This window comes from uncultured Thalassospira sp., from assembly GCF_963976115.1.
Lineage (GTDB): Bacteria > Pseudomonadota > Alphaproteobacteria > Rhodospirillales > Thalassospiraceae > Thalassospira.
In genome coordinates this window covers 245,893-262,494 of the sequence record NZ_CAXBJJ010000006.1, presented here as the reverse complement: position 1 = coordinate 262,494, position 16,602 = coordinate 245,893, and the positions used below count along the sequence as shown (strand labels likewise).

The 16,602-nt window shown below is 54.7% G+C and carries 11 protein-coding genes; 6 read left to right on the top strand and 5 right to left on the bottom strand.

The window, feature by feature from the left end; translation table 11 throughout:
- Positions 1–92 precede the first annotated feature (92 nt).
- Positions 93–1,103 (top strand): cation diffusion facilitator family transporter, encoded by a 1,011-nt coding sequence (locus tag AAC086_RS09690; RefSeq protein ID WP_339778258.1) that lies wholly within the window; start codon positions 93–95, stop codon positions 1,101–1,103.
- Positions 1,104–1,209: 106 nt separating this feature from the next.
- On the opposite strand, the gene AAC086_RS09685 is transcribed toward AAC086_RS09690, so the two are convergent.
- Complete coding sequence (locus AAC086_RS09685; protein ID WP_339778256.1) at positions 1,210–1,974, bottom strand: PhoH family protein; 765 nt, start codon at positions 1,972–1,974, stop codon at positions 1,210–1,212.
- A gap of 616 nt (positions 1,975–2,590) precedes the next feature.
- Between AAC086_RS09685 and AAC086_RS09680 the strand changes: the two genes are divergently transcribed.
- Positions 2,591–4,186: a peptide chain release factor 3 gene (locus tag AAC086_RS09680; protein ID WP_339778254.1), complete on the top strand. Its 1,596-nt coding sequence runs from the start codon at positions 2,591–2,593 to the stop codon at positions 4,184–4,186.
- 126 nt (positions 4,187–4,312) lie between these two features.
- Here AAC086_RS09680 and AAC086_RS09675 read toward each other — a convergent pair whose 3' ends face one another.
- The 3 genes from AAC086_RS09675 to AAC086_RS09665 all read right to left on the bottom strand — a co-directional run bounded on the left by AAC086_RS09675 (position 4,313) and on the right by AAC086_RS09665 (position 6,357).
- Positions 4,313–4,633, bottom strand: a complete 321-nt coding sequence (locus AAC086_RS09675; protein ID WP_339778253.1) for an AzlD domain-containing protein — start codon at positions 4,631–4,633, stop codon at positions 4,313–4,315.
- Between the two features lie 3 nt (positions 4,634–4,636).
- Positions 4,637–5,392, bottom strand: coding sequence for an AzlC family ABC transporter permease (locus AAC086_RS09670; protein WP_339778251.1), 756 nt, complete (start codon positions 5,390–5,392; stop codon positions 4,637–4,639).
- An 89-nt stretch (positions 5,393–5,481) separates the two neighbouring features.
- Complete coding sequence (locus AAC086_RS09665) at positions 5,482–6,357, bottom strand: AraC family transcriptional regulator (protein WP_339778249.1); 876 nt, start codon at positions 6,355–6,357, stop codon at positions 5,482–5,484.
- A gap of 349 nt (positions 6,358–6,706) precedes the next feature.
- Between AAC086_RS09665 and AAC086_RS09660 the strand changes: the two genes are divergently transcribed.
- The 4 genes from AAC086_RS09660 (at position 6,707) to AAC086_RS09645 (ending at position 15,244) form a co-directional block, all read left to right on the top strand.
- Entirely contained in the window at positions 6,707–9,124 is a 2,418-nt protein-coding gene (locus AAC086_RS09660) for a methyl-accepting chemotaxis protein (protein WP_339778247.1), read from the top strand.
- Between the two features lie 312 nt (positions 9,125–9,436).
- Complete coding sequence (locus tag AAC086_RS09655; protein ID WP_339778246.1) at positions 9,437–10,603, top strand: efflux RND transporter periplasmic adaptor subunit; 1,167 nt, start codon at positions 9,437–9,439, stop codon at positions 10,601–10,603.
- 1 nt (position 10,604) lies between these two features.
- A complete protein-coding gene (locus AAC086_RS09650; protein ID WP_339778244.1) occupies positions 10,605–13,745 on the top strand; it encodes an efflux RND transporter permease subunit in 3,141 nt (1,046 codons plus the stop codon).
- Positions 13,745–15,244, top strand: a complete 1,500-nt coding sequence (locus AAC086_RS09645) for an efflux transporter outer membrane subunit (protein WP_339778242.1) — start codon at positions 13,745–13,747, stop codon at positions 15,242–15,244. The genes AAC086_RS09650 and AAC086_RS09645 overlap by 1 nt, the downstream gene beginning before the upstream one ends.
- A gap of 43 nt (positions 15,245–15,287) precedes the next feature.
- Here the strand turns inward: AAC086_RS09645 and AAC086_RS09640 are convergent, their stop codons facing one another.
- Entirely contained in the window at positions 15,288–16,598 is a 1,311-nt protein-coding gene (locus AAC086_RS09640; protein WP_339778240.1) for an arsenic transporter, read from the bottom strand.
- Between the last annotated feature and the right edge of the window lie 4 nt (positions 16,599–16,602).

Below are 16,602 nucleotides of genomic sequence, written 5' to 3'. Positions count from 1 at the left end.
TCAAATTTGCGCTATTTGCACGGGCACATTAAATAGAATTATTATATACACCCTGCTCAAGCGTACAGTTAGCCATACCGAAGGGTCGTGAAATGAATCAATGTCCTGTGATCGACATTGCACAGCGAGAAATGTGGGCCCGTCGTGCGACGACGGCTTCCATTATCATTGCTGCGACCCTGATTGCCCTTAAGGCCATCGGATGGTTCATGACGGACTCGGTCAGCCTTCTGTCTTCGATGATTGATAGCATGCTTGACATCGGTACGTCCGTGATCAATTTCATGGCCGTGCGCAGTGCGTGGCGCCCTGCCGACCATGATCATCGTTTTGGGCATGGCAAGGCCGAACCGCTGGCCGGGTTGTTTCAGTCGGCCTTTATGCTGGGGGCGGCCATTCTGGTTCTCGCCGAGGCATCCTCGCGCTTGGTAAACCCGCAGCCGATGCGCCTGGCCAATGAAGCGATCTATATCATGATCGTATCGCTGGTAATGACGGTGGGGCTGGTGTTGCTGCAACGCAAGGCCATGCGCATGTCAGGATCGATGGCGGTAGAAGCCGACTCGCTGCATTACAGTTCCGATATTCTGGCCAATGCCGCGGTCATTATCGCCCTGTTGCTGGTCGGATCGGGCTTTTTGTGGGCCGATCCGCTTATTGGCGGCATTGTTGCGATTTTCCTGCTCTATTCCGCCGCCAAGGTTGGGCGCGAAGCCGTTGCCGTACTTATGGACCGGGAATTGCCCGAACCAGACAGCCAGCGCATTATTGAACTGACCATGAAACACAAATCCGTGATCGGCATTCACCGCTTGCGCACCCGGTCATCGGGCGTGCATCGTTTTGCCGAAATTGAACTGATCATGGATGGTGGCATGTTGATGCGCGAAGCCCACACCATTTGCCATCAGGTGATGGACAGCATTCGCGGCGAATATCCCGACCTTGATATTACCATCCACCCCGAACCGCCTGAAGATATCCATCTCGATGAATTTAGCGGTTATACCGAAGACCCCGAATTTTGGCATGCCGCGCGGGCGCGCAAGGTGGGGCTGGATGATATTCCCGCGTCTAACAGCGAGCTTGCTACCGGGCGATGAGTTGTTCGTGTTCGGACTTCAACCCTCAAGATCGTGATCAGAAAAAAGCAGGGGGCCGCAAAAGCAGCCCCCTTTGGTGTTTTAATGCGGTCGCGAAAGGAGAGGATTACAGAACCGTCAACATGCTGGCGACCAGCGGATGACGGACGATATCCTTGTCGCGCAGCTGAACGCAGGCAATGTCTTCGACATGTTGCAGGCGATCTGCCATTTCCGAAAGCCCGGATAATTCCGGCAAAAGGTCGGTCTGGTCGGGGTCGCCGGTCAGGATCATGGTGGAATTCCAGCCCAGACGGGTGACCAGCATTTTAAGCTGGCCATAGGTGCAGTTTTGCGCTTCGTCAATCACTACAAAGGCGTTGTTGAGAGTACGGCCACGCATATAGCCGATCGGGGCAATTTCGATGGTGCCGTCTGATAGATAAGTCCGCAGGCGTTTATTGCCCAGCCGGTCGTTTAGGGCATCATATAGCGGGCGAAGGTAGGGGGCCATTTTGGCTTCGACATCGCCAGGCAGAAAACCGATATTTTCCCCCGCTTCAACAGCGGGGCGGGCCAGAACAATGCGGCCCACATCGCCGGCATCAAGCGCCTCGACCGCTTTGGAAACAGCGATATAGGTTTTGCCGGTTCCTGCCGGGCCAAGGGCCAGAACCAGGTTGAAATCGTCAATGGCTTGCATCAGGGCCGCCTGATTTTCGCTTTTGGGTCGAATATGGCGGCGGAAACTTTGATCGCGATGTGTTGGTGGCACGGTCTGGCCCTGCTCTGCCAAGGGGTCCCAGGTTGATTTGTTCTCGTCGAACAGTTCGTGGATGTTGCCATCTGACTGCTGCGGATGGCTCCGACGGCGTGCTGCGCGCTTACCCATGATGATCACCTCGCGATTTGAAGTCGCAACCATCCGAAACACATGAAATTTCAGCGGCTTTCGACTTACATTGTGCAAAAAAGCAAAACGCGCCATTCCAGTGTTGGAAAGGCGCGCGAACATTCTTCATCTTGTAAATAAGAGGACGGCTAGGAAGTGTGCCGGACCCAAATGCATTTCGCATCTGCGATCCGGGGGGAGAAAAGATACGATGTGAGACGCTGATTTGCGGCACTCGTTTGTCCCCTTTTAAGTTCGGTTCATGACCGAACATCAGAATCCTACGCCTGCTAATCCGCACTTGTCACCCTTTTTTGCATTGTTAAATTTGAATGAATTCGCAAACGCCTTGTTTTCAAATGTTTATCTTGCAACTGCGAACAAAAAAATTGCTTCACTGCGACACAAACGGCGCAGTTCGCGGGTGAAAGGGATGAATTTTGTCGCATTTGATTGATGCCGGTTGCCGTATCGTTTCGCGCGTTATGTTGTTCGGTGGCCTTTTTTGGCTTGAACCGCCCGCTTCATGCCCGATATGACGATTTCATTGTGGTATCATGGCTAAAAATCAGTACAGTGCGCCGCAATTGAATGTCTCAGGATTATTGGAACCACCATGTCGTCGATCGACCATCAGGTCTCGCGCCGCCGGACCTTTGCCATCATCTCGCACCCCGATGCGGGTAAAACCACGCTGACGGAAAAACTGTTGCTGTTTGGCGGTGCTATTCAGATGGCCGGTGCTGTCAAGGCAAAGAAAGAACAGCGCGGGGCGCGTTCGGACTTTATGAAAATCGAACAGGACCGTGGTATTTCGGTATCTTCGGCGGTGATGACGTTCGAGTTTGAAGATAATATCTTCAACCTGCTTGATACGCCGGGCCACGAAGATTTTTCCGAAGATACCTACCGGGTTCTGACCGCGGTTGACAGTGCGGTGATGGTGATTGACGCCGCGAAGGGCATTGAAGCCCAGACGCGCAAGCTGTTTGAAGTGTGCCGCCTGCGCGATGTGCCGATTACGACATTCGTTAACAAGCTGGACCGTGAAACCCGCGATTTCTTTGAACTGATGGACCAGATCGAACAGGATCTGGCGCTGGATGTCACCCCGGTGACCTGGCCGATTGGCTCGGGTCGTGATTTTCGCGGCTGTTATGATCTGGTCAATGATCAGGTTCTGTTCATGGAAAAGGGCGGCAACGTCGTTAAGGAAGCGATCCAGATTAAAGGTCTGCATGACCCGAAACTGGACGAACTGGTGCCGGATTATCTGGTTGCGCAATTGCGCGAGGATGTGGAAATGGTGCGCGAAATGTGCCCGCCATTTGATGTCGAATCGTACCGCGAAGGCCATTTGACGCCGGTATTTTTTGGTTCTGCCATTAACAATTTCGGCGTGCGGGAATTGTTGCGCGGCATTGCCGAGAATGCCCCCACCCCGCGCCCGCAAGAAGCCGCCACCCGCACGGTCAATGCCGACGAAACCAAGGTTTCGGGCTTTGTGTTTAAAGTGCAGGCCAATATTGACCCCAACCACCGCGACCGCATTGCCTTTATCCGTCTGTGTTCGGGGCATTTCAAACGCGGCATGAAATTAAAACATGTGCGTGCGGGCAAACAAATGGCCGTGCATAACCCGATGCTGTTTTTTGCCAATGAACGCGACATTGCCGAGGAAGCCTGGCCGGGCGACATTATTGGCATTCCCAACCATGGCACCTTGCGGATCGGCGATACCCTGACCGAAGGTGAAGATCTGCGCTTCCGGGGTGTTCCGGCCTTTGCACCTGAATTGCTGCAAAAAGTGCGCCTTGATGACCCGTTAAAAGGCAAACATCTGCAACGTGCGCTGGAACAACTGGCCGAAGAAGGCGCCTCACAGGTGTTTAAACCCATGATGGGGGCCGACTGGATCGTCGGTGTGGTGGGTCAGCTTCAGTTTGAAGTGCTTAAAGAACGCATTTCAGCGGAATATGGCATCAAGGTTCATTTCGAACCAACACCGGCCTATGCCGCGCGCTGGGTGATGTGCGATGACCCGCTGGAATTAAAAAAGTTCCGCGATACCAACCAGTCCGCCCTGTTTGAAGACCATGACAAAACCCTGGTTTTCATTGCCCGCAATGCCTGGCATCTGGAAACAGCCCAGCGTGACTGGCCAAACTGCCGGTTCGAAGCGACGCGTGAGCAAAATATGGTTGCGGCATAAGCAGCCACAACCAGAGCAGACGACGTTCTGTTGAGGTTACAGGAAAAAAAGCCGACAGTTGATCAAAACTGTCGGCTTTTGTGTCGCAGTGATCGCGACACAAAACGGAACCTTCAGGGTTGAGCTTCAGGCTCCGATAAAATAACGGCCAAAGGCGACCAGCCCCATACCCGCAATCATGGCGGCAAACAGGTTGCGGGTGGCGACCATGGCGATCAATGTGGCCGCAGCGCCGACCATGCCAATCGCCCCGGCCGACAGCGCACTTGGCACCCAGACCGAAATTAAAACCGCACCGGGCAATCGTTCAAGCACATGGGCCCAGCGCCCGGTTTGTGGCAAACGGTCTGCCATTAAAAGCCCGCCCAACCGCATGCCATAGGTAACAACCGCCATGCCCAGAATGGTCAGGATCGCTTCGGGGGTGAGGATCATGAAATCGGTCACGGGTTATTCTCCTGCATGCGGTGCATATTGGCTGTCGGCGGGCGGAGTTGCGGTGTTGCGAGGGGCGGTGTCGCCGCCGGGCCAGGTCAGGGCGGAAACCGCAACACCGGCCCCCGCACCAGCCAGAATCGACCATGTGCCGGGTAACAGGTAATGGCCGACAATCGACCCCGTGGCTGCGGCGATCCAGGGCAGCAGGTCAGCCCGGCCTTTCCACATGCCCACCGTGAGCGCGGCAAAGATGGCGGTAAAGGCAAAATCAAGCGCATAGACATTGGGGTCGGGAATGCCCCCTGCCAGCAAATAACCCAGTGTATTGCCCGTGCCCCAAACAACAGCAAGAAAAAGGCCGCCACCTAACAGAAAGCCCGGTATCGGTGTTTCCTTTTGCGCCATGGTCATGGCCCAGTTTTCATCGGCGACCATGTGCATGGCGCAGATTTTAACCCATAACGGGCGACCGCGAAAAACCGGCCGCAGTGACGCCCCAATCAGCACATAACGCAGATTGATAATGACGGTGGCGACAATGATGGTCAGCGCGGGAATGGTTTCGCGCCACAAATCAACCGACACAAACTGGGCCGACCCGGCAAAAACCGTGAGGCTCATGAATAAAAGTTCACCAAGGCTCAGCCCGCGCTGGGTGGCAAGAACACCGAGAACCGCACCAAAAATAAAGGTACTGGGCAACAGCGGCAAACAGGCAAGGGCACCTCGCCGCAGGGCGCTTGCGGTAAAATGCGAAGCAGACGACATGACGTTTTCCCAATATTTATGCAAAGGCATTTTTAATTGGGATTAATTATGCGCGCTTGGACCCGTTCCAATATTGGATGAAATTGCGGTTATCGCATATTGGCAATAAAAATGCCGGGGCTGACCCCCCACATGGTTTTAAAATGCCGGTTTAAATGGCTTTGATCGGAAAAACCGGTGGCGGCTGCCGTTTCGGCAATGCTGTGGCCGTCAAACAGCATCCGTTTGGCGCGGCGCAGGCGCATATGGTTCAGATAGGTATGCGGGGGCAGGCCTGTGGCGTGGCTAAAAACGCGCAACAGGTGAAACCGGCTTAACCCGGTCAGGGCGGCGAGCGTTTCCAGCGAGATGTTTTCATCCTGATGCGCCATCATATAGTCGATCACCTTGCGAATGCGCCGGTCTTCGGCACCGGGGTGAAATTCAAACGGTGGGGCATCGGCATGGCGCAGGGCCAGCCGGGCAGCGCCATAAAGAAGCTGGCTGTCGCGTTCCAGGTTACTGGTTAAATGCCGGGTTTCAGGCAGAAACAGGCGGTGCAGTTTTTGCAGTTGCAAATGCAGGACCGGGTCGTCGATGACATGCTGGCTGAAAAACGGCAGGCCTTTGCTTTTGGGCGATATTTCATCGATCAGATCGGCAAAGATCTGCGGGGCAATAAACATGATCTGGTAGTGATAGCCATCATCACTGGCCGGGCCGCCATCATGGACCTGCATCGGATTCATTAACAAAAGCTGGCCGCGCCGGGCAATGTGGGTGGTGCCGCGTGTCAGAAACTTTTCTGCGCCATTCAGAATGGTGCCAAAGGCGTAATAATCATGGCTGTGTTTGGGAAAGGTGAACCGTTTATAGTCGGCTTCAAACAGGTCAATGCCGTCCGCTGCCCGCCAATGGCGCGCATGTTCGCGAACATGTTCACGAGGGCGCCCTGCCGCCCGGATCGGTTGGTTTAAACGGGTCATGGAGCCAGTATAACGCGGATTTTCAAGGCCAGCTTGTACAATATTGATGCCATACAATCTTGTTGGCGAGCGAATGGTACAAAAGGCTGAAAATGTTATTGGAACGGCTATAAATCACCGAGTCGCATGGTGGGATGGTAATTTGACAGGCACGGGATGTCCCCCTTCGTAAGGATGGGTTCATTTGATGCGTTATTGCCGTGATAAATGTTCATTTGCTGTTTTGATGATGGTTGTTGCGCGCATAAAACGGCTGAAACATGATCTTCATTGAAGTGTTACAAAAACGGCGCCCGTTTGATTGTAAGGCAGCAACGTAAACGATTTTCACCGAACCTTCGGAGCCGTTATGTTGTTTGACCGTATTCGCATTGGCCATCGCATTTATGCGGGCTTTTTAATTCTGGTGTTGATGCTGCTGGGTCTTAGTGCGCTGTCGTCGTGGTATTTGCTGGGGTTTTCCAGTGATGCGGACCGCATTGCCAAACGAACGGAACTGGTTGGCCTGGCCAATGACTATGCCTTGACGCTGGAACGGCTGTCAAACCAGGTGCTGCTTTATGCGCAAACGGTTGACCCGGAGGTTCGCAACGAAATTGCCGTCATTCAGGGAAATGCGATTTCCAGTCGTAAAGACCTGGCCGATGCGCTGATCGCGATTGGTGATGAAGAAAAAGCCACTGAATTGAAGGTTCTGGCCGAAAAATACATTGCCACCCTGGAGCCGCTGGTCTTGCGGGCGGAAAATATGACCGCATCGGCAGATACCATGCTGCTGGGCGCGCATCAGATGGGGGGATCGTCCGCCGATCTGGTGGCGTTTATCAATAAACGCGACCCGGGAATTGCGGAAAAATATGGTGACCGCCTGTCGCAGGAAAAATTGACCGCCATTGTCAGCAACCTGGAATATGCGATTGTCCGCACCCCTGAAACCCTGGAATCAGCCCGCAATGCCACATCGTCCCTGACCGGTCTTCTTGACGAGATCAAAACGGCGATAGGATCGTTAAAGCGGGCAGATAAAAAACTGTTTTCCTATGCCACGCGCGATAATGATTTGTTAAAACAGGGGGCGAACCAGTTTGAAGGCTCGTATATCGGTTTTAGCCAGTCGATGACCAATTTCAAAATGGCTGTGCGGGAAGTGCAAAAGATTACCGGACAGATCCGCAGCGAAGCCATTGCCGGACAGAATGAACTGGTGGACGCGGTTCACAGTAAATCGGGAAGTTCGGCCATGACCAATATGATTGTGGCGGGGATCGGGGCGCTGATTGCCATTGTGATGGCAACAGGGACAGCAACAAGCATTTTGCGGCCATTAGGCCGTGTAAATAGCGATATGACCCGCCTTGCCAGCAACGATACCAATATTGACCTGGTTGATATCAAGCGCCGGGACGAATTTGGCGTGATGGCCCGCACCGTTTCAATTTTCCGCGACAATGCCCTGAAAATTGAAACCATGGCCGAAGATCGCATTGAATTGCAACGCCAGGAAGAAGAAAAACGCCGGGAATCGCTGGGTGGCATGGCCGAGACCATTGAAGGGGAAACATCGGGGCTGGTTGAATCGGTTTCGCGCCAGGTGAACAGGATGCGCGATGCGGTGGGCGAAGTTGCCGCTGCCGCTGATCGTGTAAACGGCCAAACCGAAGCTGCAACATCAGCCGCCGATCAAAGCCGGGAACATGCACAATCGATCAGCGATGCGGCGACACGCCTGTCGGGGGCCATCGGGTCCATCGCCGGGCGGGTTGAACGCCAGCGCACCATTGCGCAATCGGCCGTGGACAGTACCCGTCAATCTGCCGCCGCGGTTGATGATTTGCGCGAAGTTGCGACCAGTATTGAACAGATGGTTGATCTGATTCGCGGTATTGCCGCCCAGACCAACATGCTGGCGATGAATGCGACCATCGAGGCGGCCCGGGCGGGTGAGGCCGGACGTGGTTTTGCCGTGGTGGCGGCCGAGGTTAAAAACCTGGCCGGTCAAACCGCCGAAGCCACCGAACAGATTACCGCCCATGTGGGCGCGATGGGCAGCGTGACCGATCGCTGTGTTTCTGCGATGGAAAATGTCGGTATTACCGTACGCGACATGATGACAATTTCCGACGAGGTTGCCGGCGATGTTACCCAACAGCGCCGCGAGACCGAGGAAATCTCGGTTGCCATTCGTGCGGCCAGTGATGCGGCAAAAAATGTGGGTGATGCCATATTGGAAGTATCGCGCGATATTGATCATACCCGCAGCCTGAGCCTTGATCTGACCGGACATGCCGATGATGTTAGCGCCCATGTGAGCGAGTTAACTTTGTCGCTAAACCGGGCGGTACGCGATGCCGCCGACAAAGACGATAAAAATGGTGATGATGCGCGGGTGATGGCGCGGCGTGATATTGCCGTAATGTTCGATGACCAGGGCAAACGAACACATACCAGCCTGTATGATTTATCGATTGGGGGGATTTCGGTTGTTCCGTCACAGGACTGGGAACGGGGCCGTAAAATGACGGTGGAAATTGCCGGTCTCAAGGGCCGCTATAATGTTGAAGTGATGAGCCGCAGAGGGCTTGATGGCCCGAAAATGCGCCTGAAATTTACCGATCCGCTTGAACAGCGCGGCGACCTTGTGATGTTTGTTGCCCGCATGTGGCAAAAACACCTGACCGAAGCCCGCACCCTTTATGATGACGAAGACCGTTTGCGTGCCGAGGTGGCGAACGATTCGTTTATCGAACCGCGCCTGATTGCCGGTTAATATCAGGCAGCACACGATTTTTCTGGAATGCAACCGTCAGACCGGGGAGCGACCTGCTCGTTTCCCGGTCTTTTTTATGCCGGGTCATTTCATCGGTGGTATTTTGACGTATAGGTTATGATGGTCCATGGCATCGAAACTGACGTTTCGTACTATTTGATACAATGACGTACAATTTTGAACTCGTACATTTTCGCCGTGAATGGCAGTGTAAATGTCAGGGCTGTTTAAAAACCCGATAGCGGGTTTTGATGCCTTTTCAAACCGGTTTCGCGGCTTTTCACGAATTGAATTCAGGGGACGGGACATTCGATGTCACGAATGGTTAGGCTGGTTGTAATTTTTGGGGTGGCGGTGGTGCTTGGTGGTGGGTTGATGGCCTATCGCAACGGCAAATTGCCATTTCTGTCTGGTGGGGGGCCGATTATTGTTCAGAATGACGCGGGCCGTGCTCCGGGCGCGTCGGGTAAACCGGCTTTAGCTGTTCCGGCCTTGCCCGTGATTGCCCAATATGCGGTTTTAACCCCGGACAACACGGTGGTCGAAGCGGTGGGAACGGGCCGGTCCGCCATGGGTGTGCAGCTTTATCCGCCGGTTGCAGGCGAGGTTAAAGATGTGCTGGTTCATGCCGGCGATCAGGTGAAAACCGGCCAGGTGTTGCTGATCCTGGATTCCGCCCGCGAAAAACTGGCCCGCGACCTTGCCGCTGTGCAGGTGCGCGACGCCAAACAGATGCTGGACCGTTACGAAAAGGCCCGCCCGCAAGGGGCTGTTTCCGACAGCGAAGTTGACGAAGCCCGCACCGCTTTGGCCGAAGCCCGCATTCGCCTTGATCAGGCGGGGGTTGATCTGGATGACCGCACCATTCTGGCCCCGTTTGATGGCATGATCGGTATTCCCGCTGTCGAAATTGGCGACCGGATTGATAAAACAACCATGATCACCACGCTTGATAACGTTGAGAGTGTTCTGGTTGATTTCGAGGTGTCGGAAACCCGGTTTCGCGATGTGCAACCGGGCCAGTCATTGCGGGTAGAAACCTGGAGCCTGCCCGGCGAGAAATTTGAAGGGGTTGTCGATACCATTGGCAGCCGCGTTGACCCCGAAAGCCGGACATTTAGCGTGCGTGCCCGTATTCCCAACCCCAGTGGCCGGTTGCGTTCTGGCATGTCGTTTGCGGTTTATATCGACGTTGAAGGCAAGTCTTACCCGTCGGTTCCTGAAATTTCGGTTTTGTGGGGCGATGGCGGCACCTATGTGTGGCGGATCGAAGGGGAAAAGGCCAACCGGGTGCCGGTTCGGGTGGTGAAGCGTACCAACGGGCATATCCTGCTTGACGGCCCGATTGCCCAAGGCGACCTGATTGTGGTCGAAGGCGTGCAGCGATTGCGCCCGGGGCGGAATGTTGCCGCCACCATTCGCGAAGATGACCAGCAAGGCATTGCCCAACGAAACGGCTCTGTGGACGGGGGCACCTGATATGTCGGAAAATAACGACATTGCATCGCTGAGTGTGCGACGGCCGATCCTGATTGTCGTCATTTCGCTGTTGATTATTCTGGCCGGTCTGGCCGCCATGACCGGGGTGGAAATTCGCGAACTTCCCGATATCGACCGACCGGTTGTGACCATATCGGCAACGTATAGCGGGGCCTCGCCGGAAACGGTGGATACCGAAGTAACCAGCATCATCGAGGGCGCAGCATCGCGGGTAAGCGGTGTGCAGGATATCAGTTCAAGCAGCGAGGAAGGCAGTTCGCGGGTTCGGATTGAATTTTCGCCCGATGTGGAAATTAACGATGCCGCCAATGACATTCGCGAAGCCGTAAGCCGCGCGCAACGCAGCCTGCCCGACGAGGTTGATGATATTCGCGTCGTCAAGGCTGACTCAGATGCCAGCCCGATCATGCGCCTGGCCGTGGTCAGCAGCAGCCTGACCGAGGACGAGTTGGCAAATGTTGTTGAAGACCAGGTGATACCGGCCCTGTTATCGGTGCCCGGTGTGGCCGAGGTGAACGAAAATGGCGACCGCGAGAAAGTTTTGCATGTGCGCGTCGATCCGTTGCGCCTTGCCAGCTATGGTTTTTCGATTGATGACATTGCCGACGTTTTGAAAACGGCAAAGTTCGATATTCCGGCGGGCAGTTTTGATTCCCGCGATCAGAAACTGTTTGTGCGGGCCAATGCCTCGGTTTGGAAACCCGAAGATATCAAGGCGATCTTTGTGCGCGATGGCGTACGCCTGGGTGATGTGGCAGATATTTATTATGGCCCTGACGATGCCACATCCTATGTCCGCCTTGATGGACGGGCGGTGATTGGCCTTGGTATTGTGCGTCAGGCACAATCGAACACCATTTCAATTTCCAAAGGTGTGCGGGCGACCGCCGAAAAGCTCAATACCCAGCTTGACGGTGTTAAGCTGCTGGTCAATTCCGACGATTCGGTTTTCATCGAAGGTGCCTTGTGGGAAGTGATCCGCAGCCTTGTGCTGGCCGTGGTGATTGTGATCGGGGTATTGTACCTGTTTTTACGATCTTTTAGTGCCACACTTATTCCGACGGTGACCATTCCCATTGCCCTGATTGGCACGGTGGCGGCGATCTGGTTGCTGGGATTTTCGATCAATATCCTGACCTTGCTGGCGCTGGTTTTGTCCACGGGCATGATCGTTGATGATGCGATTGTGGTGCTGGAAAATATTCAGCGCAGGCGGCATCAGGGGCTGGGGTCGCTGGCGGCCGCGGTATTGGGCACCCGGCAGGTGTTTTTTGCCGTGATTGCCACCACGCTGACATTGATGTCGGTGTTTGTACCGATTTCGTTTTTACCCAGTACGGCAGGCCGTCTGTTTCGCGAATTTGGCTTTGTGCTGGCGGTTTCGGTGGCTATTTCGTCCTTTGTTGCCCTGTCACTTTGCCCGCTTTTGGCATCGCGCCTGAAACATATTGATCCCGCAAAGCACCAGAAAGACGATGGTAAATTTCATTTGCTCGATCGTGTTGGTGACTTTTTCGGCGGGTTATACAAACGCATTCTGGAACTGGTATTGAAATTTCCAGTGATGACGGTGCTGGCATCGATCATTGTCGCGGTCCTGGCTGCGGGGGCATTTTCGGCGGTAAAACAGGAATTGCTGCCCGAAGAAGACCGGGGACGGTTGCTGGTGTCGCTGCGCGGGCCGGACGGGGTTGGCCTTGATTATATGGACCGCCAGGTCGAAGCGGTTGAAGATATTTTGCGGCCAATTGTAACCCGTGGCGAGGCCCAGAATATTTATACGATTGTTGGTTTTCGCGACAATAACCGCGCCCTTGTGATTGCCAGCCTGGTGCCATGGGAAGAACGCAGTCGCAGCCAGCAGGAAATTACCGCATCAATCCGGGGAAAACTGAATGCATTGCCGGGTGTTCAGGCCTTTGTCTATCAGCCCAATTCATTGGGGTTGCGGGGCAGCAGCTCGGGCGAAAGTCTGGAATTTGCCCTGACCGGGACCAACTATCGCAATTTGGCCGCCAACGCCCAGGCTTTGCAAAAAGAACTGGAAAGGAATTACCCCAATATCACCAGCATTCGGGTGGGGTATCAAACCACCCAGCCGCAGCTTTTGGTGAATATTGACCGTCAGCGCGCTTTTGATCTCGGGGTGTCGATTGACAGCCTCGATACCACCTTGCGGGCCATGATTGACGGGTATGAAGTCACCGATCTTTCGGTGGATGACACAACCGTGCCGGTCAAATTGCGCAGCAGTGCCGGGTCTATCAATGATCCATCCGACCTTGATAACCTGTTTGTACCGGGCAAAAACGGGCGTATTTTGCCGCTGTCATCGATTATCCGTCTGGATGAAGAGGCGGTGGCATCGGAACTGGACCGGGAAGGACAGCAACGTGCGGTGACCGTCACGGCCAATATGGCGCCCGGCTATACCCTGCAACAGGCGGTTGGCGATATTGAAAATGCTGCCAAAACCGTTGTACCCACCGGAACCGGTTTGCTGTTTTTAGGCGATGCGGCGGCCCTTGGCGAAACGTCGCATGATGTTCTGATTACGTTTTTGGTCGCGGTGCTGGTGGTGTTGCTGGTGCTCGCCGCACAGTTTGAAAGTTTCATGTCGGCATCGGTTGTGGTGTTAACCGTGCCGTTCGGGTTGGCGGCGGCCATTTTTGCCCTCGTGATCAGCCATACCTCGATCAATATCTATAGTCAGATCGGCCTTGTGATGCTGGTGGGGTTGATGGCGAAAAACGGCATTCTGGTGGTGGAATTTGCCGATCAGCTGCGCGATCAGGGCAAATCGGTGCGCGATGCCATCCATGATGCTGCAATGATCCGCCTGCGCCCGATTATGATGACCATGATCTCAACCGTGCTGGGCGGTTTGCCGCTGGTGCTGGGTACTGGTGCCGGGGCCGAGGCCCGCGCGGCAATTGGCTGGGTTATTTTTGGCGGGCTGGGTTTTGCCACCGTGTTTACCCTGTTTTTGACCCCGGTTTTATATTTGTTGCTGGCCCCGCTGGTGGCGGCGCGCGCCGATGGCAGCCAAAAACTGCAAGACGAGTTGCGTATTGCCCAATCCATTCCCGACACGGATGAATATGAAGGGAGTGCCGGGTGATGCGGAAGGGGTCAGTTTTAAGGCGAAGCCCGGTTTGGGGCCTGTCACTTTTGCTGTTAAGTGGCTGTGTGACGGCAGGGCCGGAATATCAGGCACCACAATTTGACTTAAAGGCCAATTATGGCCCGCAAGTGCCACAAATTGCCGATCATAAACCCGATCAAACCCGTTGGTGGCAAAGTACGTCGGATGCGGTGCTAAGCCAGTTGGTGAAAGACGGGATTGATAACAATATTGATTTGAAAATTGCCGCCAGCCGAATTGCCGAGGCCCGCGCCGTTGCCCGGGGTGTGCGTGGCGGCAATGGCCCGCAGGCGACGGCATCGGGCGGGAGCAGTGCCGAACGGCAATGGTCGACAAAGGAAAAAGGAAATTATCAGGACGATTTTGGCGGCAATGCCAGCCTTCAATTGTCGTGGAGCGCGGATATTTGGGGCGGGCAGGCCCGTGAAGGGCAAGTGGCCGAGGCCGATATTTTACAGCAGGTTTACCTGCGTGAAGATGTTTATCGTACCGTCATTGCCGACATTATTCGTAATTACATTACCCTGCGCGGTACCCAGCAACGCCAGATATTGTTGCGCAATTCGCTGGATTTGCAACGCCAGACCCGCAACATCGTTGACTTGCGCGCCAGGTCTGGCCTGGCATCGGACCTTGATTTATCGCGCGCCCGCGCCGAGGTGGCCGATATTGAGGCCACTTTGCCGGTTTTGCAAACCAGCATCGACCGTTCGATCAATGCGATTGCGATTTTAACCGGCGCCCAACCTGGCACCTATCGCGATGCGCTAAGCCGGGCTGATGCCCTGCCGGAATTTGACAATGCCCCGCCCATTGGCGTGCCCGCCGATTTGTTGCGCCGTCGTCCCGATGTGCGGGCGGCTGAACTGGGCCTGATTTCGGCAACTGCCGAAATTGGCGTGCGAACGGCTGATTTATACCCGGAACTGACATTGAAGGGCAGCCTGTCGATGGCGGCAACGGGGTTTGGTACCGGGCCGATTGTCCGCACGGCATTGGCTGCGATCAGTGCGGTGATTGACGCCACCCTTTATGATGGCGGGGTGCGCAAGGCCAACATCACCGTGGCCGAAGAACGCGCCCAACAGGCATTTTATCAATATCGTCAAACGTTGCTGGCCGCGATCAGTGATGTTGAATCGGCAATATTTGGCTATGTCGGGGCGGTGTCGCAGCGCGACAGTCTTATTTTGGCGGTGGCCCATCATCGCCAGGCGTTTGAACAATCCCGGGTACGTTACACACAAGGGCTGTCAAATTTCCTTGATGTACTGGATGCACAACGCACCCTGACCAAATCGGAACAGGGCCTGGCCGATGCCCGGACCAGCCTGGAACTGGAAACCATCAATTTGTATTCCGCCGTCGGGCTGGATGCCGAAGAAGTTGATCAAATGGCAAAAACGACCAATCGCGATGGTGTGCCGTTTGATCCTTATTTTGTGGCCCCGGCAACAAAGGATGTTGCCGGGTAACCGCAAATCATACTTGCGATATTGATGTTAAAGGAAACGTGCCTTAAGGGGCCGAGATTAAAGGCAGCCAGATCGCGAGTGCCAGCAGGGTGAAAAACAGCACCGGTGTGGTGATAACGATGCCGATCTTCATATATTGACCCCAGCTTATTTTGTGGCCTTTGCTCGCCAGGACATGCAACCACAGCAAGGTTGCCAGGCTACCGATCGGGGTGAATTTGGGTCCCAGATCATTGCCAATGACGTTGGCATAAACCATTAATTGCTGAATTAACGGGGTGACATGAACCTGATCAATCGCCAGCGCGCCGATCAGGGTTGCGGGCATGTTGTTCATGATCGATGCCAATAGAGCAGCGGCAAAGCCGGTGCCAATGGTGGCAACCACCTGGCCCTGTGTTGCCAGCATTGCCAATATGCCCGATGCCCAGTGGGTTAACCATGCCTGGCCCAGCCCGTAAACCACCAGATACATGCCCAGTGAAAACAGCACAATTTGCCAGGGGGCGTGTTTAAAAACATGGGTTAGCGATATGACATGGCTGTGCCTGGCGCTAAACCAGCGCCCGGCAATGGCGATCAGGGTCAGGGCGGCGGCCCCCATGATCAGCGAAATCGGGGTGTGCCAGTGGGCGGTCACAAACAGGGCGACCAGCAAAATCGTGATGATCGGAAAGGCGGCATAAAACACCTGGCGGTCGCGAATGGCATTGCCGGGTGCTTCCAGCAGGTTCAGGTCATAATGCGATGGAATATCGCGGCGGAAATACAGCCACAGAACCAGCAATGTCGCCAGCAGTGAAACCATATCGACGGGCACCATCACCTGCGCATAGCGGGCAAAGCTGATGTCAAAGAAATTGGCGCTAACGATATTGACCAGATTGGAAATCACCAGCGGCAAACTGGTTGAATCGGCAACAAAACCGGTGGCGATGATAAAGGCCAAAGCCGATTTTGGGCTAAATTCAAGCCGGGTTAGAATGGCAAGCACAATCGGGGTTAACAGCAAGGCAGCCCCGTCATTGGCAAAAAATGCCGAAATGACCGCACCCAGCATGATCACAAGCGGGAATAACAGCCGTCCTCGCCCGTTGCCCCAGCGGGCAATATGCAACGCCGCCCAGGCAAAAAAACCAGCTTCATCCAGAATAAGCGAGATAATGATCAGGGCGACAAAGGTAAATGTGGCATCCCAGACGATATCCCAGACAATGGCGACATCGCCCCAATTGACCACCCCACAGGCCAGCGCAACCACGGCCCCGGCCATCGCACTCCAGCCGATGCCAAGGCCGCGTGGCTGCCAGATCACAAAAACAAGCGTGATTGCAAAAATCAGCACTGCAAGCATAAGC

Bases quoted from the DNA above. Each gene is read 5' to 3' on its own strand.
- AAC086_RS09690 (WP_339778258.1), top strand. From the start codon at position 93: ATGAATCAATGTCCTGTGATCGACATTGCACAGCGAGAAATGTGGGCC.
- AAC086_RS09685 (WP_339778256.1), bottom strand. From the start codon at position 1,974: ATGGGTAAGCGCGCAGCACGCCGTCGGAGCCATCCGCAGCAGTCAGAT.
- AAC086_RS09680 (WP_339778254.1), top strand. From the start codon at position 2,591: ATGTCGTCGATCGACCATCAGGTCTCGCGCCGCCGGACCTTTGCCATC.
- AAC086_RS09670 (WP_339778251.1), bottom strand. From the start codon at position 5,392: ATGTCGTCTGCTTCGCATTTTACCGCAAGCGCCCTGCGGCGAGGTGCC.
- AAC086_RS09665 (WP_339778249.1), bottom strand. From the start codon at position 6,357: ATGACCCGTTTAAACCAACCGATCCGGGCGGCAGGGCGCCCTCGTGAA.
- AAC086_RS09660 (WP_339778247.1), top strand. From the start codon at position 6,707: ATGTTGTTTGACCGTATTCGCATTGGCCATCGCATTTATGCGGGCTTT.
- AAC086_RS09655 (WP_339778246.1), top strand. From the start codon at position 9,437: ATGTCACGAATGGTTAGGCTGGTTGTAATTTTTGGGGTGGCGGTGGTG.
- AAC086_RS09650 (WP_339778244.1), top strand. From the start codon at position 10,605: ATGTCGGAAAATAACGACATTGCATCGCTGAGTGTGCGACGGCCGATC.
- AAC086_RS09645 (WP_339778242.1), top strand. From the start codon at position 13,745: ATGCGGAAGGGGTCAGTTTTAAGGCGAAGCCCGGTTTGGGGCCTGTCA.
- AAC086_RS09640 (WP_339778240.1), bottom strand. From the start codon at position 16,598: ATGCTTGCAGTGCTGATTTTTGCAATCACGCTTGTTTTTGTGATCTGG.